The sequence below is a fragment of the Corynebacterium sp. UBA2622 genome, assembly GCF_002339505.1.
GTDB lineage: Bacteria > Actinomycetota > Actinomycetes > Mycobacteriales > Mycobacteriaceae > Corynebacterium.
The window spans coordinates 232607-255418 of the sequence record NZ_DDJO01000012.1 but is presented as its reverse complement, the minus strand read 5'-3'; the positions used below and the strand labels follow the sequence as shown (position 1 = coordinate 255418).

General features: G+C 68.6%; 21 protein-coding genes and 1 tRNA gene. 8 read left to right on the top strand and 14 right to left on the bottom strand.

The annotated features are described in order from the left end of the window. Window positions 1-16: 16 nt before the first annotated feature. Complete coding sequence (locus tag B3611_RS05535) at window positions 17-1015, top strand: acyl-CoA thioesterase (RefSeq protein ID WP_291314116.1); 999 nt, start codon at window positions 17-19, stop codon at window positions 1013-1015. Window positions 1016-1105: 90 nt separating this feature from the next. Here the strand turns inward: B3611_RS05535 and purL are convergent, their stop codons facing one another. The 7 genes from purL to B3611_RS05500 form a co-directional block, all read right to left on the bottom strand. After that, the gene (gene purL / locus B3611_RS05530) at window positions 1106-3379 is read right to left on the bottom strand and encodes a phosphoribosylformylglycinamidine synthase subunit PurL (RefSeq protein WP_291314083.1); all 2274 of its coding nucleotides are present in this window, start codon (window positions 3377-3379) and stop codon (window positions 1106-1108) included. Between the two features lie 6 nt (window positions 3380-3385). Next, window positions 3386-4057 carry a phosphoribosylformylglycinamidine synthase subunit PurQ gene (gene purQ / locus B3611_RS05525; protein ID WP_291314082.1) on the bottom strand — a complete coding sequence of 224 codons (672 nt, stop codon included), beginning with the start codon at window positions 4055-4057 and terminating at the stop codon, window positions 3386-3388. Beyond that, window positions 4054-4284 (bottom strand): phosphoribosylformylglycinamidine synthase subunit PurS, encoded by a 231-nt coding sequence (purS, locus tag B3611_RS05520; RefSeq protein ID WP_291314081.1) that lies wholly within the window; start codon window positions 4282-4284, stop codon window positions 4054-4056. The genes purQ and purS overlap by 4 nt, the downstream gene beginning before the upstream one ends. 133 nt (window positions 4285-4417) lie before the next feature. Beyond that, the gene (locus B3611_RS05515) at window positions 4418-5122 is read right to left on the bottom strand and encodes a DUF2334 domain-containing protein (protein WP_291314080.1); all 705 of its coding nucleotides are present in this window, start codon (window positions 5120-5122) and stop codon (window positions 4418-4420) included. Window positions 5123-5130: 8 nt separating this feature from the next. Further along, window positions 5131-6603 carry a cation:dicarboxylate symporter family transporter gene (locus tag B3611_RS05510; protein ID WP_291314079.1) on the bottom strand — a complete coding sequence of 491 codons (1473 nt, stop codon included), beginning with the start codon at window positions 6601-6603 and terminating at the stop codon, window positions 5131-5133. A gap of 173 nt (window positions 6604-6776) precedes the next feature. After that, window positions 6777-8906 carry a S9 family peptidase gene (locus B3611_RS05505; RefSeq protein WP_291314078.1) on the bottom strand — a complete coding sequence of 710 codons (2130 nt, stop codon included), beginning with the start codon at window positions 8904-8906 and terminating at the stop codon, window positions 6777-6779. 37 nt (window positions 8907-8943) lie between these two features. After that, window positions 8944-9840 (bottom strand): phosphoribosylaminoimidazolesuccinocarboxamide synthase, encoded by an 897-nt coding sequence (locus B3611_RS05500; protein ID WP_291314077.1) that lies wholly within the window; start codon window positions 9838-9840, stop codon window positions 8944-8946. 104 nt (window positions 9841-9944) lie between these two features. Here B3611_RS05500 and B3611_RS05495 point away from each other — a divergent pair, with 104 nt between their 5' ends. Beyond that, on the top strand, window positions 9945-10640 hold the full coding sequence (locus B3611_RS05495) for a hypothetical protein (protein WP_291314076.1): 696 nt from the start codon (window positions 9945-9947) through the stop codon (window positions 10638-10640). Between the two features lie 19 nt (window positions 10641-10659). Here the strand turns inward: B3611_RS05495 and purB are convergent, their stop codons facing one another. Both purB and purD read right to left on the bottom strand, forming a co-directional pair. Next, on the bottom strand, window positions 10660-12099 hold the full coding sequence (purB, locus tag B3611_RS05490) for an adenylosuccinate lyase (RefSeq protein ID WP_291314075.1): 1440 nt from the start codon (window positions 12097-12099) through the stop codon (window positions 10660-10662). A gap of 55 nt (window positions 12100-12154) precedes the next feature. Further along, window positions 12155-13420, bottom strand: a complete 1266-nt coding sequence (gene purD, locus B3611_RS05485; protein ID WP_291314074.1) for a phosphoribosylamine--glycine ligase — start codon at window positions 13418-13420, stop codon at window positions 12155-12157. 31 nt (window positions 13421-13451) lie between these two features. On the opposite strand from purD, the gene B3611_RS05480 reads away from it, so the two are divergent. Then, complete coding sequence (locus tag B3611_RS05480) at window positions 13452-13874, top strand: HIT family protein (protein WP_291314073.1); 423 nt, start codon at window positions 13452-13454, stop codon at window positions 13872-13874. On the opposite strand, the gene B3611_RS05475 is transcribed toward B3611_RS05480, so the two are convergent. The 4 genes from B3611_RS05475 to B3611_RS05460 form a co-directional block, all read right to left on the bottom strand. Further along, window positions 13871-14617 carry a MerR family transcriptional regulator gene (locus B3611_RS05475; RefSeq protein ID WP_291314072.1) on the bottom strand — a complete coding sequence of 249 codons (747 nt, stop codon included), beginning with the start codon at window positions 14615-14617 and terminating at the stop codon, window positions 13871-13873. The two genes, B3611_RS05480 and B3611_RS05475, sit on opposite strands and share 4 nt — an antisense overlap. Window positions 14618-14663: 46 nt before the next feature. Continuing rightward, window positions 14664-16049: a sensor histidine kinase gene (locus tag B3611_RS05470; protein WP_291314071.1), complete on the bottom strand. Its 1386-nt coding sequence runs from the start codon at window positions 16047-16049 to the stop codon at window positions 14664-14666. Window positions 16050-16059: 10 nt separating this feature from the next. Beyond that, complete coding sequence (locus B3611_RS05465) at window positions 16060-16767, bottom strand: response regulator transcription factor (RefSeq protein ID WP_291314070.1); 708 nt, start codon at window positions 16765-16767, stop codon at window positions 16060-16062. A gap of 357 nt (window positions 16768-17124) precedes the next feature. Continuing rightward, a tRNA-Thr gene (locus B3611_RS05460) sits at window positions 17125-17197 on the bottom strand. A 74-nt stretch (window positions 17198-17271) separates the two neighbouring features. On the opposite strand from B3611_RS05460, the gene thrE reads away from it, so the two are divergent. The 5 genes from thrE (at window position 17272) to B3611_RS05435 (ending at window position 21771) form a co-directional block, all read left to right on the top strand. Beyond that, a complete protein-coding gene (thrE, locus tag B3611_RS05455; RefSeq protein ID WP_414646304.1) occupies window positions 17272-18753 on the top strand; it encodes a threonine/serine exporter ThrE in 1482 nt (493 codons plus the stop codon). Window positions 18754-18865: 112 nt separating this feature from the next. After that, a complete protein-coding gene (locus B3611_RS05450) occupies window positions 18866-19246 on the top strand; it encodes a histone (protein ID WP_291314069.1) in 381 nt (126 codons plus the stop codon). Between the two features lie 10 nt (window positions 19247-19256). Next, window positions 19257-20549 carry an alpha,alpha-trehalose-phosphate synthase (UDP-forming) gene (locus B3611_RS05445; RefSeq protein ID WP_291314068.1) on the top strand — a complete coding sequence of 431 codons (1293 nt, stop codon included), beginning with the start codon at window positions 19257-19259 and terminating at the stop codon, window positions 20547-20549. Further along, entirely contained in the window at window positions 20546-21007 is a 462-nt protein-coding gene (locus tag B3611_RS05440) for a hypothetical protein (RefSeq protein ID WP_291314067.1), read from the top strand. Before B3611_RS05445 ends, B3611_RS05440 begins: the two co-directional genes overlap by 4 nt. Further along, window positions 21004-21771 (top strand): trehalose-phosphatase, encoded by a 768-nt coding sequence (locus B3611_RS05435; protein ID WP_291314066.1) that lies wholly within the window; start codon window positions 21004-21006, stop codon window positions 21769-21771. Before B3611_RS05440 ends, B3611_RS05435 begins: the two co-directional genes overlap by 4 nt. On the opposite strand, the gene B3611_RS05430 is transcribed toward B3611_RS05435, so the two are convergent. Then, window positions 21710-22795: a LacI family DNA-binding transcriptional regulator gene (locus B3611_RS05430; protein ID WP_291314065.1), complete on the bottom strand. Its 1086-nt coding sequence runs from the start codon at window positions 22793-22795 to the stop codon at window positions 21710-21712. The two genes, B3611_RS05435 and B3611_RS05430, sit on opposite strands and share 62 nt — an antisense overlap. Between the last annotated feature and the right edge of the window lie 17 nt (window positions 22796-22812).

The window sequence follows — 22812 nt, the reverse complement described above, 5'->3', positions numbered from 1 at the left end:
GCAGACCTCCGAGCCGATGGGCGAGCCGGCAGCCAAGTCCCCGCACGTCACCCTCCGCTTCATGGCGGCCCCCACGGACATCCTCCTGGCCGGGTCCCAGGGTGTCTCCGGCGGGCGCGTGCTCGAGTGGATCGACAAGGCGGCCTATGCCTGCGCCGCGCAGTGGTCGGGCACCTACTGCGTCACCGCCTACGTGGGACACATCCATTTCACCCGCCCGATTCCCTCCGGCCACATGGTGGAAATCCGCTCCCGCATCGCCATGACGGGGCGCTCCTCCATGCACATCGTCAACGAGGTTCTCTCCGCCGACCCGCGGGAGGGCATCTTCACCCGCGCCTGCGACTGCCTGGTCATTTTCGTGGCAAAGGACCCCACGACGGGCAAGCCCATGCCGGTTGAACCCTTCGTCCCCTCGACCGAGGAGGAGGAGCGGGTGAAGCAGGCCGCGCTGTCCCGCATTGACCTGCGCAAGGAAATCGAGCGCGAGATGCTGAAGCAGACCTACACCGACGCCTCCACCGCGCCGCGTGTGATCCACCGTTTCCTGGCCAAGCCCACCGACGTGAACTGGGGCGGCAACGTGCACGGCGGCACGGCGATGGAGTGGATTGACGAGGCCGGTGTGGCCTGCACGATGGAGTGGTCCGGTGAGCGCACCGTGGCCGTGTACGCGGGCGGCATCCGCTTCTACAAGCCCATCTCCATCGGAGACCTGATCGAGGTGGACGCGCGCCTGACGCGGACCGACGCCCGGTCCATGCACTTGGCGGTCCAGGTCCGCTCCGGCAGCCCCCGGGGAGGACGCGGCGCGCTGACCAGCGCCATCCACGCCACCTTCACGTACATCGGCGTGGACATTGACGGCCAGCCGCTTCCCGCCCGCCAGTACAAGCCTCAGACGGAGGAGGACATGCGCCTCTGGGAGCACACGCAGACCCTCAAGGACCTGCGCGCCCAGTACGCACCGACACCGCTCGTGCAGCCGCGCCCGGCGCGCCAGCTGATCTACTAGCCCCCCGGCAAACGCACAGAAGCGGGGCCGGCACCTCCCTGGAGGGTGCTGGCCCCGTTTGCGCGCCTGCGGGTGTCGCCCCGGCTGCCGCTATACCGCCGCGTTGGGCGCGGTGGAGTGGCCGAAGAGTGCCGGCAGAGTGGCGGACCAGGCGCTCTCCAGCTCGGCCAGGCCGATCGTTTCCCCGGCGACCGAGATTTCACCGGTGCCGTTGGTGGATCCGATCACGGCACCGGTGATGCCCAGCGCGGCCGCCGCCTCCACGACACCGTCGACGCGGTCCGTGGTCACAGCGACGAGCACGCGCGAGGCGGACTCGGAGAACAGCGCGGTGAACGCGTCCTCGTGCACCGCCTCGAGATCCAGCTCCACGCCCTTGCCAGAGCCCTGCACCAGCTCGAAGACCGCCTGGGCGAGCCCTCCCTCCGACAGGTCGTGCGCGGCGTTGATGCCTCCGTGGTCGACGAAGAAGCGCGCTAGGCGCTCCTCGTCGGCGAGGTCGACCTGCGGGGGCACACCGGCGAGCCCGCCGCCCGAGATGTCCTGCCACACCGAGCCGCCGAACTCCTCGCGGGTCTCTCCGAGAAGCACCAGCGCGTACTCCTCGTCCGCCGCGCCGATGCGGTTGCGCACGGTGTCGTTGACGTCCTCGATCACACCGAGCACGCCCACCACCGGCGTGGGCAGGATCGGGGTTTCACCGGTCTGGTTGTAGAAGGAGACGTTGCCGCCCGAGACGGGGATCCCCAGCTCCCGGGCGCCGTCCGCCAGGCCATGGACGGCCTCGCGGAACTGCCACATCACGTCGGGGTTCTCCGGCGAGCCGAAGTTGAGGCAGTTGGTCACAGCGACGGGGCGGGCGCCGGTGGTGACCACGTTGCGGTAGGCCTCGGCGAGTGCGAGGCGCGCACCCATGTTGGGGTCGAGGTAGGTGTAGCGCCCGGAGGCGTCAGCCGAAACGGCCACGCCGCGGGATGTCTCCTCGTTGATGCGCAGCACACCTGCGTTGGCGTGCTTCGCCTGCACGGTGTTGCCCCGGACGTAGCGGTCGTACTGCTCGGTGATGAAGTCGCGGGAGCATAGCGCGGGCGAGGCCAGCATCTTCAGCCACGCCTCGCGCACGGAGGCGCTCTTGTCGACTTCCCCGGCACCCTGCACCTCGTCCAGCCAGGCGGGGCGGGCGAAGGGACGCTCGTAGACGGGGCCCTCGTCGATGGTCGAGGGCGGCGCGTCGAGGACCAGCTCGCCGTTGTGGTAGACGACGTAGCGGTCCTTTTCGTCGGTCACCTCGCCGATCACGGCGGCGTTGACCTCCCACTTCGCGCAGATCTCCATGAAGCGGTCAACGTTGTCGGGGGTGACCACCGCACACATGCGCTCCTGGGACTCGGAGGCGAGGATCTCCGCGGCGGACATGTTCTCCGCGCGCAGGGGCACGGCGTCGAGGTCCACGCGCATGCCACCATCGCCCGCCGCCGCGAGCTCCGAGGTGGCGCAGGCGAGACCGCCCCCGCCGAGGTCCTGGATCCCCACGACAACACCCGCCCCGTACAGCTCGAGACAGCACTCGATGAGCACCTTCTCCGCGAAGGGGTCGCCGACCTGGACGGCGGGAAGCTTGCGCTCCTCGCCCTCCTCGAAGGTGGCGGAGCCGAGCACCGAGACGCCGCCGATGCCGTCGAGGCCGGTGCGGGAGCCGAAGAGCACGACCTTGTTGCCGGTTCCCGAGGCAAAGGCCAGCTTGAGGTCCTCGACCTTCAGCGTGCCCACACAGAGGGCGTTGACCAGCGGGTTTCCGGCGTAGGCCGCATCAAATACGGTCTCACCCCCAATATTGGGCAACCCCAGGGAATTGCCGTAGCCGCCGATGCCGTGGACGACGCCGGGAAGGACCCGCTTGGTGTCGTCCGCGTCAGCTGGGCCGAAGCGGAGCTGGTCCATGACGGCGATCGGGCGCGCACCCATGGCCATGATGTCGCGCACGATGCCGCCGACACCGGTCGCGGCACCCTGGTAGGGCTCGACGAAGCTCGGGTGGTTGTGGCTTTCCACGCGGAAGGTCACGGCGTCGCCGCCCCCGATGTCCACCACGCCGGCGTTCTCGCCGATGCCCGCGAGGATCTTCGAGGCCATCTCCTCGGTCATCGTCTCCCCGAAGTAGCGCAGGTGCACCTTGGAGGACTTGTAGGAGCAGTGTTCCGACCACATGACGGAGTAGACGGTGAGCTCGGAGTCGGTCGGGCGGCGGCCGAGGATGTCGCGGATGCGCTGGTACTCGTCGTCCTTCAGGCCGAGCTCAGCGTAGGGCTGCTCCAGATCCGGGGTGGCCTTGGCGTTGTCAACGGTGTCGTTGTGCACAGTCACGGCTTTTCAGGCTCCGATCGAAGAGATGGCGGACAGGAAGAGTCCGAGGCCGTCGGTTGACGGCCCGGTGAGCAGCTCGATGGCGTGCTCGGGGTGGGGCATGAGGCCGACCACGCGGCCGGTCTCGTTGGTCACACCGGCGATGGAGTTCAGCGAACCGTTGAAGTTGTCGGTGTAGCGGAAGACGACCCGGCCCTCCTTCTCCAGCTCCTCGATGGTCTCGGGGGCAGCCTGAAAGCGGCCCTCGCCATGCTTGGCGGGGACGAGGATCCGCGAGCCCTCCTCGAACCGGCTGGTCCACGCGGTACGGGTGTTGGCCACCTCGAGGTAGGTGTCCACGCAGTGGAAGTTCAGCCCCTGGTTCCGCGTCAGGGCACCGGGGAGCAGACCCGCCTCCGTGAGGATCTGGAAGCCGTTGCAGATGCCCAGAACAGGCATGCCCTTCCCGGCGGCCTCCACTACGGCACCGATCATCGGGGCCTGCGCGGCAATCGCGCCGGAGCGGAGGTAGTCGCCGTAGGAGAAACCCCCGGGCACGACGACGGCATCGACACCCGTGAGGTCGTCGTCGGCGTGCCACAGCTGCTTCGGCTCCGCGCCCGCGAGCCGCACCGCGCGGAGCGCGTCGACGTCGTCAAGCGTTCCCGGGAAAGTGATGACGCCGATGGTTGCCGTCATCGAACGACCTCGAAGTCCTCGATCACGGTGTTTGCGAGAAGGGTCGAGGCGACGCGCTGCAGCTCCTCGTCGGACACGGAATCGTCGACCTCGATCTCGAAGCGCTTGCCCTGGCGCACATCCTCCACGCCGCTCACGCCGATCCGCCCGAGGGCGCGCAGCACCGCCTGGCCCTGGGGATCGAGAATTTCTGCCTTCGGCATGACATTTACCACGACACGTGCCATGAGTTTCCTTCTCTGGTTGGACGTCGAGATTCCGCTTCGCGACGGGGCGCCACGACCGCATCTCACAAGGGTCAAAAGACAGCGCCAAGTATATAGGACGGGCAGGTACTCCCCTATTTTTCAGGGCCTCGACTCAGGCGGTGGCGTCGGTGGCGGAGGAGGGGAGAAATACCCTGTAATCGGCGGGCACCGCCCCCTCGGAGGCGGCACCGAGGGCGGCGTCGAGGAAGTCGCGGCGCACCTTCTTCTCCCCCAGTTCGCGTCCGGAGACGGAGAGGCGGATCGTGTTTCCCTTCGCTGCCCCGCGCTCGGCGGCGCGGATGATGTTGCGTCGCCACCACTTCGCTGCACCGAACCCCTCACCGACGGAGAGGTTGCGGCAGCGGCGGAACTCCCCGCTGCGGGTGAGGTGCAACCCCTTGGTGGAGGCCACCAGGTCGAAACCGAAGTCGTGGACGACGGCGAGTGTGCCGTCGGAAAGCTGCCACCGCGGCGGGGCGAAGATGTCGAACTCGTAACCGAGGGACTTCATCTGGCGCGTGGCACCCTTGAGCCGCAGGCGGGCTTCATGGTCGCCGAGGGTGGCGAACTCCGAGCGGCGGCCCTGGGCGGGCTGGTCGAATCCGTTGAGGATGAGCGCTCGGCCCGCGTCGCGCTGGCCGTCGAGCCAGCCGCGGGTCTTCTTGTCCCTGGCCAGGTGCCACTTCTTGTCGATGTGCGGGGCGACCAGCAAGGATACGGGGATGCCACTGCGGTCGAGATCGGATACTAAAACGGCCACGCCATCGAGAGTGGTGTCGAAGATGGAGGACACCGAAACGAGGACGTGGCCGGTCATGGGGGAGATTATCGCACAGCCGGGCCGGAGCCGCTGGCCGGCGGAGCCGCCTGCTGGTAGGCGGAGAGGTCGACCTGGGGGGTCGGCTGGAGGTGGTCCGTCGCCGGGTTGTTCACCGTCGGATTGGACAGGTTGACGTGCGTGTCGATGTCGGACGGGACGTAGGGGTCCTCACCGGAGAGCACACGCTTGACCTGGTCGCGGTCGACGGTGCGGGTCCAGGTGCCCACGACAAGGGTGGCGATGGAGTTGCCGGCGAAGTTCGTCAGCGCGCGCGCCTCGGACATGAAGCGGTCGATACCGACGATGACACCGACGCCGGTGAGCAGGTCGGGGCGGAACGCCTGCAGGCCGGCGGCGAGCGTCGCCAGACCGGCACCGGTGACGCCGGCGGCACCCTTGGAGGCGATGATCATGAAGACCAGCAGAGAAATCTGCTCGCTCATGTTCATCGGCATGTTCATCGCGTCGGCGATGAAGATGGAGGACATGGTCAGGTAGATCGCGGTGCCGTCCAGGTTGAAGGAGTAGCCGGTGGGCACGACGATGCCGACCGTGGACTTGTCCACGCCGAGGTGCTCCATCTTGCGCATGAGGTTCGGCAGGGCCGATTCGGAGGAGGAGGTGGCCAGGATGAGGAGGAACTCGCCGCCCAGGTACTTGAACAGCGACCAGGGGGAGACGCGCGTGACGACCCAGAGAACCAGGCCGAGGATACCGAAGACGAAGATGAAGCAGGTGAGGTAGAACGCGCCCATGAGCACGATCATCTGCACCACGGCCTTGATGCCCGTCTTGCCCACGACGGCTGCGATGGCACCGAATGCGCCGATCGGGGCCAGCCAGAGGATCCAGCTCAGGATCTTGAAGATGAGCTTCTGCAGGTGGGCAACGAAGCCCAGGATGGGCTCGCCCTGCTTGCCCAGCGACTGCACCGCGAAGCCGACCAGCAGGCCGATGAAGAGGACCTGCAGGATGGTGCCCGAGGTGAAGGCGGAGAAGAAGGACGTGGGGATGATGCCCTGAATGAACCCGGTCAGACCGTGGCTGGACTCCGCGGCCTGCTGGGCGTACTTCGCCCCCTCCCCGGCGGTGGACTCGTAGTTGATGCCCTCACCCGGCTTGATGACGTTGCCCACGATCAGGCCGATGGCCAGGGCGAAGGTGGACATCACGATGAAGTAGATCAGCGCGAGGCCGCCGGTCTTGCCCACCGTCGCGGCGGAGCGCACGGAGCCGATGCCGAGCACGATGGTGCAGAAGATCACCGGGGTGATGATCATCTTGATCAGCGAGACGAAGCTGTCGCCCAGCGGCTTGAGCTGGACCGCGAAACTGGGAGCCATGAGGCCGACGACGACGCCGCCGATGACGGCCACGATGACGGCGATGTAGAGCCAGTGGGTGTTGTCGCGGCGGCGCTTCGGCTCCGCAATCTGGGGGGTGTAGCTCGCACCCGTCTGGGGAAGCGAAGTAGACATGTTGACCTCTCTGGTGAGAAGGGGCGTAAAACTAGACAATTTTTACGCTCATTCTGCGGTAATCACTTGTCTTTCAACATACTCACCCCTTGAAGGTGGCCCGCATCACGCCCCCGTTACCCCCGCGAGCCCGCCACACGTCCCAGTCCGCGGGGGTGACGTTGGGCCACCCCTCACGCCTCCACGGCGCCGCTGTGGGCGAGGGTCCACGCGTACTCGAAGGCGGTCTGCCTCCACCGCGCGTAGCGCCCGGAGACGCCGCCGTGGCCGGCCTGCATCTCCGTCTTCAGCAGAATCTCCCCGCCCGTGGCCATCTCCCGCAACTTGGCCACCCACTTGGCGGGCTCGACGTAGAGCACCCTCGTGTCGTTCAGGCTGGTCACCGCCAGAATGTCGGGGTAAGCCTTCGCCTCGACGTTCTCGTAGGGGGCGTAGCGGGAAATGTAGTCGTAGACCTCCGGGTCGTGGTACGGGTCGCCCCACTCCTCCCACTCACCGACGGTCAGAGGGAGTTCGGGCATGAGGATGCTCGTCAGCGGGTCCACGAAGGGCACGATCGCCTGGATACCGGCGAACTTCTCCGGCGCCATGTTCGCCACCGCGCCCATGAGCAGGCCGCCGGCGGAACCACCCTCGGCCACGAGCTGGCCGCGGGTGGTCACCCCCTGCTCGACCAAAGCATCCGCGCAGGCGATGAAGTCCGTGAACGTGTTCATCTTTTCCAGGCCCTTGCCGTGGTCGTACCAGAGCCTGCCCATCTCGCCGCCGCCGCGCACGTGGGCGCACACCCAGACCATCCCGCGGTCCAGCAGCGAGAGGCGTGCAACGGAAAAACCCGGGTCATTGGAGGCCTCGTAGGAGCCGTACCCGTAGAGCAGCGTGGGGTGCGTGGCGCCCGGGTCCGTGTCCGCGCGGCGTACGACGGACATCGGCACGCGCGTGCCGTCCTCAGCCGTCGCCCACATGCGCGAGGCCACGTAATCGGCCGGGTTATAGCCTCCCCTGACCTCCTGCTCCTTGAGCAGGACTTTGTCACCCGTGGCCACGGTGAGGTCGAACAGCTGCGCGGGGCGGGTGTAGGAGGAGTAGCTCACCCGCACGACGGGCGCGTCCCACTCCGGGTTCCCGCCGAGACCCACGGTGTAGAGCTCCTCGTCGAACTCGAGCTCACGGAACCCCCCGATACCGGCCTCCCCCACCTTGGCCAGGGCAAGCCGGCTGATGCCGCCTGAGCGGTAGGCGCAGAAGATGAAGTCCCGGTAGGTGTCCACGCCCTCGATGCGCACGGCATCGTCGTGAGCCATGAGGACCTCGAGGCCGGCGAGGGCGGGCAGGGGCTTGCCGACGACGCACGTGCCCACCTCGTAGTTGGGGCCTGTGGCGTTGTGCGTGACCACCCAACGGCCACTGCCCGCCACCTCCGCGTAGTCCACGTCGTATTCGACGCCCTGCTCGCGGGGCCAGAGCACCTCGAACTCGCCCTCGGGCTGATCGAGCGGGAGCACCCGCCACTCGCTGGTGAGCTTGGAACCGGAAACGATGTAGAGGAACTTCTCAGCGCGGTCCCCGCCAATGCCGACGTTGAAGCGCTCGTCCGGTTCCTCGTAGACCAGCACGTCCCGGGAGGACGGGGTGCCCACGGCGTGGCGCCACACCTGGTGGGCGCGCCAGGCGGCGTCGACGCGGGTGTAGAAGAGGAACTCCTCGCCGGCCCACGTGGCGCCGTAGAAGACGTCGTCAAGCGCATCGGGCAGGATCTCCCCGCTGTCGAGATCCTTGATGCGCAGCCGGAAACGCTCGTCGCCCTCGGTGTCGGAGGAGAACGCGAGCAGGCGGCCGGACGTGCTCACGCTGGAGGCACCGAGCGAGAAGAACTCGTGGCCCTCGGCGAGTTCGTTGACGTCCAGGATGATCTGCTCACCGGGCAGGGCGGAGCCGTCATCCGGCACGACCGGGGGCTGCCACGGGGCGCCCGGGTCGGCGGGGACGCGGCAGCTCAGCCCGTAGTCCCTGCCCTCGATGGTGCGGCCGTAGTACCACCAGTCGCCCTGGCGCTGGGGGACGGACATGTCCGTTTCCCTGATGCGGGACTTGATCTCCCCGTAGATCTCCTCCGTCAGCGCCGAGAGGTTCGCGGTGCGCGCTTCCGTGTAGGCGTTCTCCGCCTCGAGGTAGGCGATGGTTTCCGGCGACTCCTTGTCGCGGAGCCACTCGTAGTTGTCCACGACCTCGCGGCCGTGGAACGAGCGCGTCACGGGGTGCTTCGGGGCACTGGGGGGAAGGTTGCTCGGCTGTCCACTCATGGCCGCCGAGTTTACGCGCGGCCGTTCAGCCCACCGGCTAGGCCATCGTCCCGGGCCAGTCGCCGAACTTCCTCCCGCTGAGGCGCTCGTAGGCCTCCACGTAGCGGTCGCGGGTGGCCTCCACCACGGAGCCCGGCAGCTCCGGGGGCGTGTCCCCGCTCGCCGGGTCCCAGCCGGACTTCGGCCCGGTGAGCCAGTTGCGCACGTACTGCTTGTCGAAGCTCGGCTGGACCCGCCCCTCCTCGTATGAGTCCGCCGGCCAGTAGCGGGAGGAATCCGGGGTGAGCACCTCGTCGGCAAGCACCAGCGTGCCGTCCTCGTCGAGGCCGAACTCCAGCTTGGTGTCGGCGAGGATGATGCCCCGGGTCGCGGCGTAATCCGCGGCGCGTGAGTAGATGTCCAGGGTGGCGTCGCGGAGCTTGCCCGCGAGTTCGGACCCGACCCTGTCAGCCACGTGGGCGAAGGAGACGTTCTCGTCGTGGTCACCCTGCTCCGCCTTGGTGGCCGGGGTGAAGATCGGCTCGGGGAGCCTGGATGCCTCCGCGAGGCCGTCGGGAAGCTCGATGCCGCACACGGTGCCGTTCCGGTCGTACTCCTTCTTGCCGGAGCCCGTCAGGTAGCCGCGGGCGACGCATTCGAAGGGGACCATGTCGAGGCGCTTGACCACCTGGGCGCGGCCGAGGACCTCCTCGGGGATGCGCTCGTCGTCGATGGGTCCCGCGAGGTGGTTGGGCACGTCGCCCAGCAGGTCGAAGAAGAACATCGAGGTGGCGGTGAGCACGCGCCCCTTGTCCGGGATCTCCGGGTCGAGGGAGAAGTCAAAGGCGGAAATCCGGTCGGTGGCCACCATCAGGAGGGTGTCGGCATCGATCCCGTAGATTTCACGGACCTTGCCGCCGGACAGGTGGTCGTAGTCAGAGAGCTCTGGACGCATGGGGCACAAGTCTAGTCCCGGCGCGGTCGGGACCGGACCGGGAGACCGGGAATCCCCGAAATCACTGCCCGGGGAGCGGCGGGCGGTGGTTTAAAGTAAGTTCCATGCATGCCCGCCGCCTCGCCTCGACCCCACTGACCCTCGTCACCGCCGCCGGGCTCACCCTCGGGCTCTTCCCCGTTCTCACCGCGTGCAGCCAGGTGGACCCCGAGAGCAGGGAGCAGGTGACGGAGCTCGCCAACGAGCCGGAGGGGTTCACGCCCACCGCCGACGGCGAGAAGCTGGCGTTCGACGAGCCCGCCCATGTGGTCACCACGAGCCTGAGCAACGGCGTGCCCGTGTACTGGGACGTCACCGTGCACAAGCCGGAGACCCTGAGCCCGGAGCAGGTGGAGGAGAACATCGGGCAGGACCCGGAGACCATCGGCTCCCCGCCCCCCGAGCGGATCAGGAAGTACCGCTGCTTCCCGGTCACCTTCACGCCGCGTGGCGACGGCCTGAGCCGCGGTCAGGCACCCGTCTCGGTGTCCCTGCCCACTCTCACGCCGGTGGACGACAACGGAACGGACGCCAACTGGGTGCATCAGGGCGACGACCGGTACTGCGGCACTGACCGCTCCCGCACTGTTCCCGCCTACATCGGGGACATGCGCATCGGGGAGAACTACGATGCCGCGGTGGTGACCTGGGAGGGCGAGGACGACCCGGGCATCGTGGGCACGGGCGTGCGCCTGAACACCCTGCCCAGCCCGCGCAACCCGTCCCAGCCTGCGCAGGCGATCAACTGGGCGGCGAAGTAACCCTGCCCCGGGCGCGGGGTCAGAGAATGTCGCCCGGGGTGTAGCTGGCGGCGTCGGGGTGGGCGCGGACAAGCGCGGCGATGCGGGCCAGGACGTTGTCCACCTGGGACTCGGCGGCGCCGATGAAGGCGTGCCGGTCGGAAAGGGCCGCGTCGAGGGCGGTGCGGTCCAGCGGGAGACGGTCATCGGCTGCGAGGCGTTCGACAAGGTTCTGCTCCGCGCCGTTCTCGCGCATTTCCAGGGCCATCGCGACGGCGTTTTCCTTGATCACCTCGTGGGCGGTCTCGCGGCCCACCCCGGTGCGCACCGCCGCCATGAGGATGCGGGTGGTGGCCAGGAACGGCAGGTAGCGGTCCAGCTCACGGTTGATCATCGCGGGGAACGCGCCGAACTCGTCGAGGACGGTGAGGAAGGTCTCCAGCTGACCGTCGATGGCGAAGAAGGCGTCCGGAAGCGCGACGCGGCGCACCACCGAGCAGAACACGTCGCCCTCGTTCCACTGCTGGCCGGAAAGGTCGGCCAGCATGGTGAGGTAGCCGCGGAGGATGACCTGGAAGCCCCCGACACGCTCGCAGGAGCGGGCGTTCATCTTGTGCGGCATGGCGGAGGAGCCGACCTGGCCCTCCTTGAATCCCTCTGTGACCGTCTCGTTGCCCGCCATGAGGCGGATGGTGGTGGCCAGCGAAGACGGCCCCGCGCCGAGCTGCACGAGCGCGGAGACCGCGTCGAAGTCAAGGCTGCGCGGGTACACCTGGCCGACGGAGTCGAAGGTGCGGGAGAACCCGAGGTGGCGCGCGATCCCGCCCTCGAACTCGTGGAGCTTGGCTTCATCGCCGCCCATCAGGTCGAGCATGTCCTGCGCGGTGCCCATCGGGCCCTTGATGCCGCGCAGCGGGTAGCGCTCCAGGAGCTGTTCGATGCGCTCCACGGCGACGAGGATCTCATCCGCCGCCGAGGCGAAGCGCTTGCCCAGCGTGGTCGCCTGCGCGGCGACGTTGTGGGACCGGCCCGCCATGACGAGGGAGCGGTACTCCTCCGCCCGGTTGCCCACAGCCTTGAGCAGCGCCACGGACTTGTCCCGGGTGAGCTCGAGCGAACGGACGATCTGCAGCTGCTCCACGTTCTCCGTCAGATCGCGGCTGGTCATGCCCTTGTGGATGTGCTCGTGGCCCGCCAGCTCGTTGAACTCCTCGATGCGGGCCTTCACGTCGTGACGCGTGACTTTCTCGCGTCGGGCGATGCTGTCGAGGTCCACCGTGTCGATCACGCGCTCGTACGCCCCGATGGCCTCGTCGGGAATGTCGACCCCGAGCCCCTTCTGCGCCTTCATCACGGCAACCCAGAGCTGGCGCTCCAGGATGATCTTGTGCTCGGCGCTCCACAGCGTCGCCATCTCGGGCGAGGCGTAGCGGTTGGACAGGACGTTCGCGTTCATCGGTTTTTCAGCCACGCCGGCCATTATCGCACGCGGCACCGCCCCGGGGGGGTGCGTGCCGGCCGGGCAGCGGGCGGGGTCAGCCCTCGACGCGAATGTCACCCTCGATCGCGCGGCGCGCGATGTCGCTGCGACAGAAGGACCCCTGGAGCGTGATCTTCTCCACCTCGGCGTAGGCGTTCGCCACGGCCTCGTCCAGCGTCGCGCCCCTGCCCATGGCGTTGAGCACGCGGCCGCCGGAGGAAACGAGCACCCCGTCCTGCAGCGTGGTGCCCGCGTGGAGGACCCTGGCGGGATCCCCGAGGTTGTCCCCGGTGATGGTGTCTCCCGTGCGTGGCGCGGCCGGGTAGCCCTCCGCGGCCAGCACGACGGTGGCGGCGAAGCCCTCCTCCCACTCGAGGGGAGGCAGTTCCGACAGACTGCCGGTGGCGACGGCCGCCAGGACGTCGGCAAGCGGGGTTCTGAGCAGCGAGAGCACGGGCTGGGTCTCGGGGTCGCCGAACCGGGCATTGAACTCCACCACGGCGGGACCCTCGGGCCCCCACGCCGCACCGACGTAGAGGAGGCCCTGGTAGGGGATGCCGCGGGCGACCATCTCGCGCGCCACCGGCTCGGCGATCTCCGCGACGATTCGCTCGACCCCGCCCTCCGGCAGCCACGGCAGCGGGGTGTAGGCGCCCATGCCGCCGGTGTTGGGTCCGGCGTCGTTGTCATGGGCGCGCTTGTGGTCCTGGGCCGGCAGCAACGGCACGACGGTCTCCCCGTCCACGAGGCAGAACAGCGACACCTCGGGCCCCTCGAGGAAGGATTCGAAGAGCACGGGGTTGCCAGACTCGACCACGGCGCGCGCGTGCGCCTCCGCCTCCGCGCGGTCCTGCGTGACCACCACACCCTTCCCGCCGGCGAGCCCGTCATCCTTGACCACGTAGTTCGGGCCGTACTCGTCGAGGGCGGGGGCGAGGCCGTCGAGCGTGTCGACGCTCGTCGCCGACGCGGTTAGAACACCCGCCGCTGCCATCACGTCCTTGGCGAAGGCCTTCGACCCCTCGAGCTGCGCGGCCCGGCGGGAGGGGCCGAAGACATCGATGCCGGCCTCACGCAGCGCGTCGGCCGCACCCGCCACCAGCGGCACCTCCGGGCCGATAACAACGAGATCGGCCTGCAGATCCCGGGCCAGGGCGACGACCGACTCGGGCGAGCCGACATCGACGGGGTGGACCCGGGCCAGGGAACCCATGCCCGCGTTGCCCGGTGCGACGTGCAGCTCGTGGGGAGACGACCCCCGGGCGAGGCCTGTGAGCAGGGCGTGTTCGCGGCCGCCCGAACCGATGACAAGGATGCGCATGGACCCTAACTTACCGGTAGCGTGGACGGGCATGAGCACCGTATTCACCAAGATTCTCAACGGGGAGATCCCCGGCCGCTTCATCTACCGCGACGAGACCGTGGCCGCGTTTCTCTCCATCGAACCGATCGCCTACGGCCACACCCTCGTGGTCCCCGTCGAGGAGGTGGACAAGTGGACCGACCTCTCCCCCGAGCTGTGGGCCCACATGAACGAGGTGGCCCGGGAGATCGGGCGCGCGGTCATCGGTGCCTTCGGCTCAGCTCGCGCCGGGTACCTCATCGCCGGTTTCGAGGTCCCCCACGCCCACATCCACGTCTTCCCCGCGAACGACATGTCCGGCTACGACCTCTCCCGCGTCACCCCGGCCGACCAGACGGATCCCGCCAAAATGGACGGCCCGGCCGAAGCCCTGCGCGCGGAACTGGGTACCGGCGAGGACGGCTGGCGCTAGCCGTCCCACCGGGGATTATCCAGGTCGATGCCCTCCTCCGCGGCGCGCTTTTCGACGAGCCGCAGCAGGTAACCCTGCTCACCGGCGTACGCCGCGTCGAACCGGGGGTCCGCGACGTACATCCGGGCAAGGATGACCTGGCGCGCGGCGCTGACCGGGTACCAGGACCCGAGGGCGTCGCGGTGCGCCAGGACGAGCGCGTCGGCCTCGGGGGAGCCGGGCTCAACCCCGGCCTCGCGGGCGGCGCGCAGCCGCTCGGTGAAGGCACGCTGCCCGTCGCTCAGGCGGGCGTAGTCCCCCGCGCGCATTCCGCGCTGCTTCGAGCGGGCGCTCTCCCACTCGGGGGACCCGCCCCAGCGCTCCTCCGCCTCGCGCTGGTAGGCGGGCATGTCCGCGCCCAGGTAGGTGGATAGTTCGCACATGTCAGTCTCCTCAATCAGCCTGTTGACGGTATCCATCTGCCGCTTCAGCACGCGGGCACGGGAGCGCAGCGTGCAGCGGTGGCGCCGGAGGGCGTCGGCGAGCGCGGCGCTGGGCGGGGCGTCGAGAAGCGGGCCCACCTCCGCGAGGGGGACGCCCGCGCTGCGGTAGAGCACGATGGCGGCCCCGCGCTCGAGGTCCCCCTCGGTGTAGACGCGGTACGAGCCCTCGCGCCGCGGCACGAGAAGGCCGAGCGCATCCCAGTGCCTCAGCGCCTTGGGGGTGACGCCCAGCCACTGCGCTGCTTCGCCGATGAGATACATGGATTCAGCCAAAGGGTTGCCGCCGGGGGAGGGTCAAATACCGGGGCTAGGAGGCGATCATGGGCAGGGAGATCGTGAAGGTGGAACCCTTGCCGGGGGCCGTTTTCACGGAAATTGCGCCGCCGTGCTGCTCGACGAGCGACTTCGTGATGGCCAGGCCCAGGCCCGACCCACCGCCGCTGGCGCGGTTGCGCGAGACGTCCGCCCGGTAGAAGCGCTCGAAGATGTGCTCGGCGTCCTCGGGGCTCATGCCCACGCCGTCGTCGGCGACGTCGATGAACACCTTGTCCAGGTTCTCCCGCAACGTGATGGTGACGGAGGCATCCGGCCCCGCGTGCTTGAACGCGTTGGAGATGAGGTTGAGCATGACCTGGTGCAGGCGGTCCGGGTCGCCGTCGACCGTGGGCACCTTGAGCGTGTCGTTGACGATGCGCACCGTGCGCTCGGGGAACGCCGCACGCGCCGAGTCGGCGGCGGAGGCGCACAGCTCAAGCATGTCCACCGTCCGGGAGTGCAGCCGCGCACCCTCGGCGCGCGTCAGCGCCAGGAGGTCCTCCACGAGCAGCTTCATCCGGCCCGACTCCTGGTCGATCTTGCTCAGCACCATGTCCGGGTCCGGGGCCATTCCCTTGTGGTACAGCTCCGCGTAGCCGCGGATGCTCGTGAGCGGGGTGCGCAGCTCGTGGGAGGCGTCGCCGACGAAGCGGCGCATCTGCTCCTCCTTCGTGCGCGACTCCTCAATGGACTCCTGGAGCTGCCCGACCATCGTGTTGACCGCGTAGGACAGCTTGCCCACCTCGGTCTCCCGCGGCCACGCGGGCACCCGCCGCGAGGTGTCGCCGTCCGCGATGGCCAGCGCGGTGTTCTCCACCTCACGCAGCGGCGCGAGGGCGCGGCGCACCATGTAGTTGCCGGCGAAGGCGATGAAGATGACGGCGATGCCGCCGAGGCTCAGCTCGATGACCGCCAGCGAGGCAAGCATGCGGCGCTCGGAGTCGAGGGACTTGGCCACGTACTGGATGCTGCCGTCGGAGTTGCAGCGGGCGAGCGCGCGGTAGTAGCGCAGCGGCTCCGTGCCGCGCACCGACGTGATTGTCTGCGGGTCGGTGCCGTCGAGCTGGGAGTAGTCGGGCGGGTAGGCCCGCGGGAAGTAGCTGATGGTCTTGTCCAGGCCCGGGTAGTAGATCGCCTGGGTGAATTCGCTTGGCGCACCGCTCGTCGGCCAGGGCGAGGCCTGGCCCACCCACGTGTCCAGCCCGCTGCGCAGCTCCCCGTCGGCGCGCTGGTAGAGCAGCCCGCGCATGAGGAGGTAGACGGCGGTGAAGCTCAGCGTCATCGCCAGCACCGAGACGATGAGGACCACGGCCACCAGGCTCTTCTGGAGGGGAACCCGGGTGGCCGACGAGCTCAGGTTGAGCGGGCGGTAGATCATCTCCCGGACGTTACTGGCGCGGGGTGCGCAGCACGTAGCCCACGCCGCGGACGGTGTGGATCAGGGGCACGTCGCCGGTGTCGATCTTGCGGCGGAGATAGGAGATGTAGGACTCCACCACGTTGCCGTCGCCGCCGAAGTCGTAGTGCCACACGTTGTCGAGGATCTTCGCCTTGGACAGGACCACCTCGGCATTGAGCATGAGGTAGCGCAGGAGGTTGAACTCCGTCGGGGAGAGATCGATGATCTCGCCCCCCTTGGTCACCTCGTGGGTGTCGTCGTTGAGGGTGAGATCCGCGTAGCGCAGGGTGGCGTCCTCATCGCCGGCCTCGGTGACGTTGCCGCGGCGCAGGATCACGCGGAGGCGGGTAATGACCTCCTCCAGCGAGAAGGGCTTGGTGACGTAATCGTCGGCGCCCAGGGTCAGGCCGTGGATGCGGTCCTCGACGGCGTCCTTGGCGGTGAGGAAGAGGACCGGGCCGTCGAGGCCGTCGGCGCGCAGCTTGCCGAGCAGCTCGAAACCGTCCATCCCGGGCATCATCACGTCGAGGATGTAGGCGTCCGGGCGGAACTCGCGCGCGAGCTTCAGGGCGTCCTGCCCCGACTGGGCGCTCTCCACCTCGAACCCCTGGAATTTCAGCGAGACGGTGAGGAGTTCGACGATGTTCGGCTCGTCATCGACGACGAGAACCTTCACGCCCTGGTTGTTGTCTGCCATGTGGGTGCTCCCTTTCATGAGTGTCTGAAGGGTAGTAAACCCGCCGCACCTGAACGTTTGCTGAACGCGGACTGGGCCGGAGGTTTTTCTTTAGGGGCATTTGCCTTGGGGTGGCGTCCGGGTGGCGAAGCGCCTGGTGGCGGGCACCCGCATCCCGCAAACAGGGAAACCTAAACCGCTAAAACGCCTGTTCGGCAAAATGGCCGGTTGTGATGAACTGCAGTTTTACCGGTTTAGATTTACCGGTTTGCATTTACCTGTTTGCGGCACCACCGTGTGGCCGCCCACACGCGCCCACACCCCCCAGCAGGACACGAAAATACCCCCCACCAGCTTCTCTGGGGTGAGGGGACGCGGAGCTGGAGACGAGACTTGAACTCGCAACCTACGCATTACAAGTGCGTTGCGCTACCGATTGCGCCACTCCAGCAGTGAGGCAGAGTGTACACTGTGACCCCCTGAGTGCGTGAAAAAGTGCCAGCCGATAGTGTGTGCGGTGTGGCAATCGGGTTGAACCAGGCGTGGGATAATTTCCGCCAGAAATCGCGTAGCGTCGCAACGATCGACGAGGCCCGCACCTCGCCCCCGCCGTCGGTTCTCGCCCCAGTCGACCTGACCGATCCCGCGCAGGTCGCGGCCGTGATGAACATCGCGGCTCGGATCGGCTCGATCCTGATCACCAACGGCACGACCAGCTCCGATGTCAAGGCACAGATCCACACGGTGACCTCCTCGTACGGTCTGCATTACTGCCACGTGGACATCACCGTGAACACGATGACGATCCACACGATCATCGGCGTGGAGCGCCGGCAGCCGGTGAGCGTGTTCCGGGTTGTCAACGACTTCTCGTACAACTACCACAAGCTCCAGGAGGCGGACCGCCTGATCCGCTCCATCCGTTCCGGTGCAACCCCGCCGGAGATGGCCGAGAAAATCCTGGACACAATCGACCGGGAATACATCCCCCACCGCGTCGCCCGCTTCCTCGGCGGATGGACCGTCATGGGCGCGGCCGTCGGCATCCTCCTGGGCAGCGACCTGTTCATGGCCTCGGTGGGCGCGCTGACGTCGTTCCTGATCATGGTGGTCAGCAAGGTCCTTTCCCGCAACGACCTGCCCTACTTCTTCCACTGCGCCATCGGCGGGTTCCTCGCCACCGTGCCGGCCGTGCTCTTCTACCACTTCTCCGCGAACTTCGGCTACACCATCGTGCCCAGCCAGGTGATCGCCACCGGCATCGTCGTCCTCCTCGCCGGGCTCACGCTCGTGCAATCGCTTCTCGACGGCATCACCGGCTCCCCGGTCACCGCGTCCGCCAGGTTCTTCCAGACCATGCTGTTCACCGGCGGCATCGTGGCGGGAGTCGCGTTCGGCATCAGCGTGGCAGATCTCCTCGGGGTGGGGCTCCCGCCGCTGGAAACCATGCTGGGCGCACCGTCGTTCAGCTCGGCCCTGGCCCGGTTGATCGGCAGCACCGTGGCATCGGCGGCCTTCGCGGTGTCTTCCTTCGCAGAAAAGCCCGCCATTCTCGTCTCGGCGGCGACCGCGCTCGCCGGCTCCGCGATGTACTACCTATTCCTCCTCCCACTCGGCACGGGACGGCTCCTGGCCACCTTCGCCTGCGCCTTCGTCGTCGGCCTGGCCGGCGGCCTCGTCTCGCGCCGCTTCCTCATCAACCCCGTCATCACCGCCGTGGCGGGCGTGACCCCGTTCTTGCCCGGTTCCGGAATCTACCGGGGCATGTACGCCATCCTGAACGAGCAGCTCGTGGTGGGCATGACCAGCCTCGCCCTGGCCGTGGGCACGTGCGTGGCCCTCGCGAGCGGCGTGGTCCTCGGTGAGTGGGGGGCGCGCCGCATCCGCCGCCCCCGGATGTTCAACCCCTACCCCGCCTTCCGCCGCGCGGGGCGGGTGACCTTCCAGCAGATCCGGCGCGCCGAGCAGGCGGCGCTGGGGCGTCGTCGCCGCCGCCCCTCCGCCTGAGGCCGGGCGCGGTTTGTTGGCGTAGAATTAGGCGGTCCGTGTTCGGGCGCGGGCTCCAAACCACGCCCGCAACACCAGTGCCGTGTACAAGCCGTGCAGAAGGAGAAGCTTCGTGCCCCCCAAGATCACCGATTCTCGCCCCTCCCCCGAGGCCGTCCACGCGGTTGAGGAGCAGACAGCCTCCGGCGCTCGGCGGATCGTGGCCACCTACTCCGAGGACTTCTTCGACGGCGTCACGCTGATGTCGATGCTGGGCGTCGAACCGCGCGGCTTCGTGTACAAGAAGTACGCCGAGGAGCAGGAGGCTGCCGCCGCCGAGGCAGCCGCGGCCTCCGCCGCCCCCGCGAAGAAGGCGACCAAGAAGAAGGCCACGAAGAAGAAGGCAACCAAGAAGGCCGCCAAGAAGACCACGGCGAAGAAGACGACCAAGAAGGCGACGAAGAAAACCACGAAGAAGGCGGCCACGAAGGCCACCTCCCCCGACGAGGCCTAAGGCGGGCGCCATGACCGGGGCAAACAGCTTTGTAGTCGTCGCCAACCGCCTTCCCGTCGACCGCGCCGAGTCGGGCGACGGCTGGGAGACCTCCCCGGGCGGGCTCGTCGCCGCGCTCGCCCCCGTTCTGCGCCGCCACGAGGGGTGCTGGGTGGGTTGGCCCGGTGAGGTGGACGAGCGCCTGGACCCCTTCGAGTTCGACGGCATCCAGCTCCACCCGGTCGCGCTGGACCAGAGCGACTTCGAGAACTTCTACGAGGGCTTCTCCAACTCCTCGCTCTGGCCCCTCTACCACGACCTGATCGTCCCGCCCCGCTACGAGACGGAGTGGTGGGACTCCTACCTCGATGTCAACCGCCGCTTCGCGGAGGCCGCCGCCAGCGCCGCCGACGACAACGCCGTGGTGTGGGTGCAGGACTACCAGCTCCAGCTCGTCCCGGGCCTGCTGCGCGAGATGCGCCCGGACCTCACCATCGGTTTCTTCCTCCACATCCCCTTCCCCTCCCCCGACCTGTTCCGCCAGCTGCCGTGGCGCGAGGAGATCACCCAGGGCTTGGAGGGCTGCGACCTCATTGGCTTCCAGCGCGGGGAGGACGAGGAGAACTTCCGCGCGCTCGTCGGCGAGGACGGGCCGCGCACCGGTACCTTCCCCATCTCCATCGACCCGGAGTCGATAGTCCGGGGTGGCCGGGAGGACGTCGAGAAGCTGCGCGAAAGCCTGGGCAACCCGGCAACGCTCATGCTCGGCGTGGACCGCCTCGATTACACCAAGGGCATCCTCCAGCGCCTGCTCGCGGTGGAGGAGCTGCTTGAGCAGGGCAAGCTTGACGACGTCACCGTCGTGCAGCTGGCGACCCCCTCGCGCGAGAGGATCGACCACTACCGGGAAACGCGCCGCGAGGTGGAGGAGGCCGTGGGACGGATCAACGGCCGCTTCGGCACGGTCGGGCGACCCGTGGTGCACTACATACACCGCCCGGTGCCGAAGGAGAGCCTGGGCACCTTCTACGCCGCCGCCGACGTCATGCTGGTCACCCCCTTCAAGGACGGCATGAACCTTGTGGCCAAGGAGTACGTCTCCTGCCATCCCGAGGGTGACGGTGCGCTCGTCCTCTCCGAGTTCGCCGGCGCGGCCGGGGAGCTGAGCCAGGCGTTCCTGTGCAACCCCTTCGATCTGCCCTCCGTGGAGGAGGCCATCCTCGGCGCGGTGAAGGGCAACCCGGAGGCGATGAAACAGATGTACGCCTGGGTGTCCGAACACGACGTGGACCGGTGGGCGAAGGCCTTCCTGGAGGCGCTGTGAGGCCCCGCACCGCGGTGGCGCCGGTCGCGGTGGCGGGTGCGGTGCTCGCGGGCACCCTCCCGGGGTGCGCATCCCGGGGGGACACCGCTGGTTTGAACGGCCCAACCTGGCAGATCGTGGGCATCTACACCGACCCGGACAACACGGCGGACCTTCCGGCGGATGCCGCCGGGCGGGCCACGCTTGCGTTCGGCGGCACCTCGATGCACGGCCAGACCGGATGCGCCCCGCTGCAGGCGAAGGTCAGCTCGCAGGGCGACTCCCTGCGGTTGGACGATGTGCGCATTGACAACCCAGGCGATTGCAAAGGCGGCGCGCGCCACGTGCACGACCAGCTTGCCGGCCTGTTCACCTCGGGCGCCGAGTTCGATGTCCGCCACTTCGGCGACGCCGAGGCGGTGCTGACCCGGCGCGGCGGGGAGGTCAACGCACCCGCCATCCGGGTGATGAAGCCGTGACCGACCGCGCAGGTGCGCTGCGCCGGTTGGCAGGGGCTGAGTCTCTGCTGGTGTGCCTCGACTTCGACGGCACCATTTCCGAGATCGTCACCGACGCCTCCACCGCCCGCGCCCACCCGGGTGCCCTCGCCGCGATCCGGGTGCTCGCCCATCTGCCCGCCACAGAGGTCGCGGTACTGAGCGGGCGCCACCTCGAGGGCCTGCGCAGCGTCCTCCCGCTCGGAGACCCCGTGGTGCTCGTCGGATCCCACGGCGCCGAGCCCAGCCAGGGTGGCCCTGAGCTCTCCCCGGACGATCTCGACTACCTCGAGCGCATCCAGTCCCGTCTGGAGGCCATTGCGGAGCCTCCGGCCTACGTGGAGGTCAAGCCCTACCAGCGCGTCATCCACGTCGCCGCGCTCGCCGAGTCCGACCCGGATGCCGCGACGGCGGTTCTCGCCCGCGCCCGGGAGATCGACGCCGGGGGGCGCCCCGTCACCGAGGGACGCAACGTGGTGGAGTTCTCGGCCGTGGACACCACCAAGGGCACCTGGCTCGCCGGGTACAAGCGGCGCTTCACCGTCACCCTCTTCGCCGGCGACGACACCACCGACGAGACCGCCATCGCCGTACTCGGGGCCGGGGATGTCGGCATCAAGGTCGGCGGGAAGCCCTCGGCCGCCGGGCTGCGCCTGGCATCGGTCGCCGACATGGCGGGCTTCCTCACCGATCTCGCGTCGGCCCGGTCCCGCCTGGCGGGGCGCCCACGGTACGACCCGGAATGAAGTCGGTGGGAAGTATCGTGCGCGCCGGCACTGGCGCACCCCCGATGAGGGAGCCGAGCACCTTTCCCACCTCCGCCCCCTTGAGCCGGTTCGGCTGATCCACCGTGGTCAGGCCCAGGTAGCGGGCGGCGGCGATGCCGTCAAAGCCCGTGACCGACAGGCCGTGGGGCACCCGGTCGCCGTAGGCCTCGAGGACACCGAGGGCCATGGAGTCCGTCGTGCACAGCACGGCTGTCAGGTCCGGGTGGGCACCGAGGAGCTCGCGGGCGCCGCCGGTGGCGGAAGCGAGGTCGTTGAAGTGCCTGTTGACGATGGGCACGTTCCCGATCCCCGCCCCGCGGAACACCTCCAGGGCACCGCGCACGCGGGCGCGCTGGACGTACATGTCCGAGGCCTCCACCTCGCCGGGCGTGACGGGCCCGTCGCGGACGGTGCTGAAGAGACGCTTGGTGAGGATGCCGATGCGTCGGTGACCGGCGCTGACGAGCGCGCGCGCCGCGGGTTGGATGGCCGCGAAGTCGTCGATGCCGACGAAGGGCACCCCGGTCAGGTTGGCGGGCTGGTCGCAGACCACGACGGGCAGGCCGCGGCCCCGGGCGGCGCGCAGGTGGGGATCTCCCGCGGGTACGGAGTAGACCACGAAACCGTCCACGATGGCCCCCGTAACCATGTCGGCCCTGGTGGCCGAGTTCTCGCCGGGGCCGACGGGGATGAGGCTGAGGGAGAAGTCGTCGTGCGAGGCGAGGCCGGCGAGGAAGTCGACGGAGGCGTGGTCCTCGAAGGCGTAGGAAAGGCGCTCGGTGAGGATGACCCCCACGGAGCCGGCGCGGCTGGTGCGCAGGGAGCGCGCGGTGGGGTCGGGTCCGGCGTAACCGAGGCGCCGGGCGGTGGCGAGGATGCGCTCGCGCAGCTCAGGGGAGAGCTGGTCCGGGCGGTTGTAGGCGTTGGAGACGGTGGTCCGCGACACGCCGAGCTCGGCGGCGATGGAGGCGAGGGTTGCCCGGGCGGCGGGGCGGCGTGGCATGGGTCCATCGTATTGCC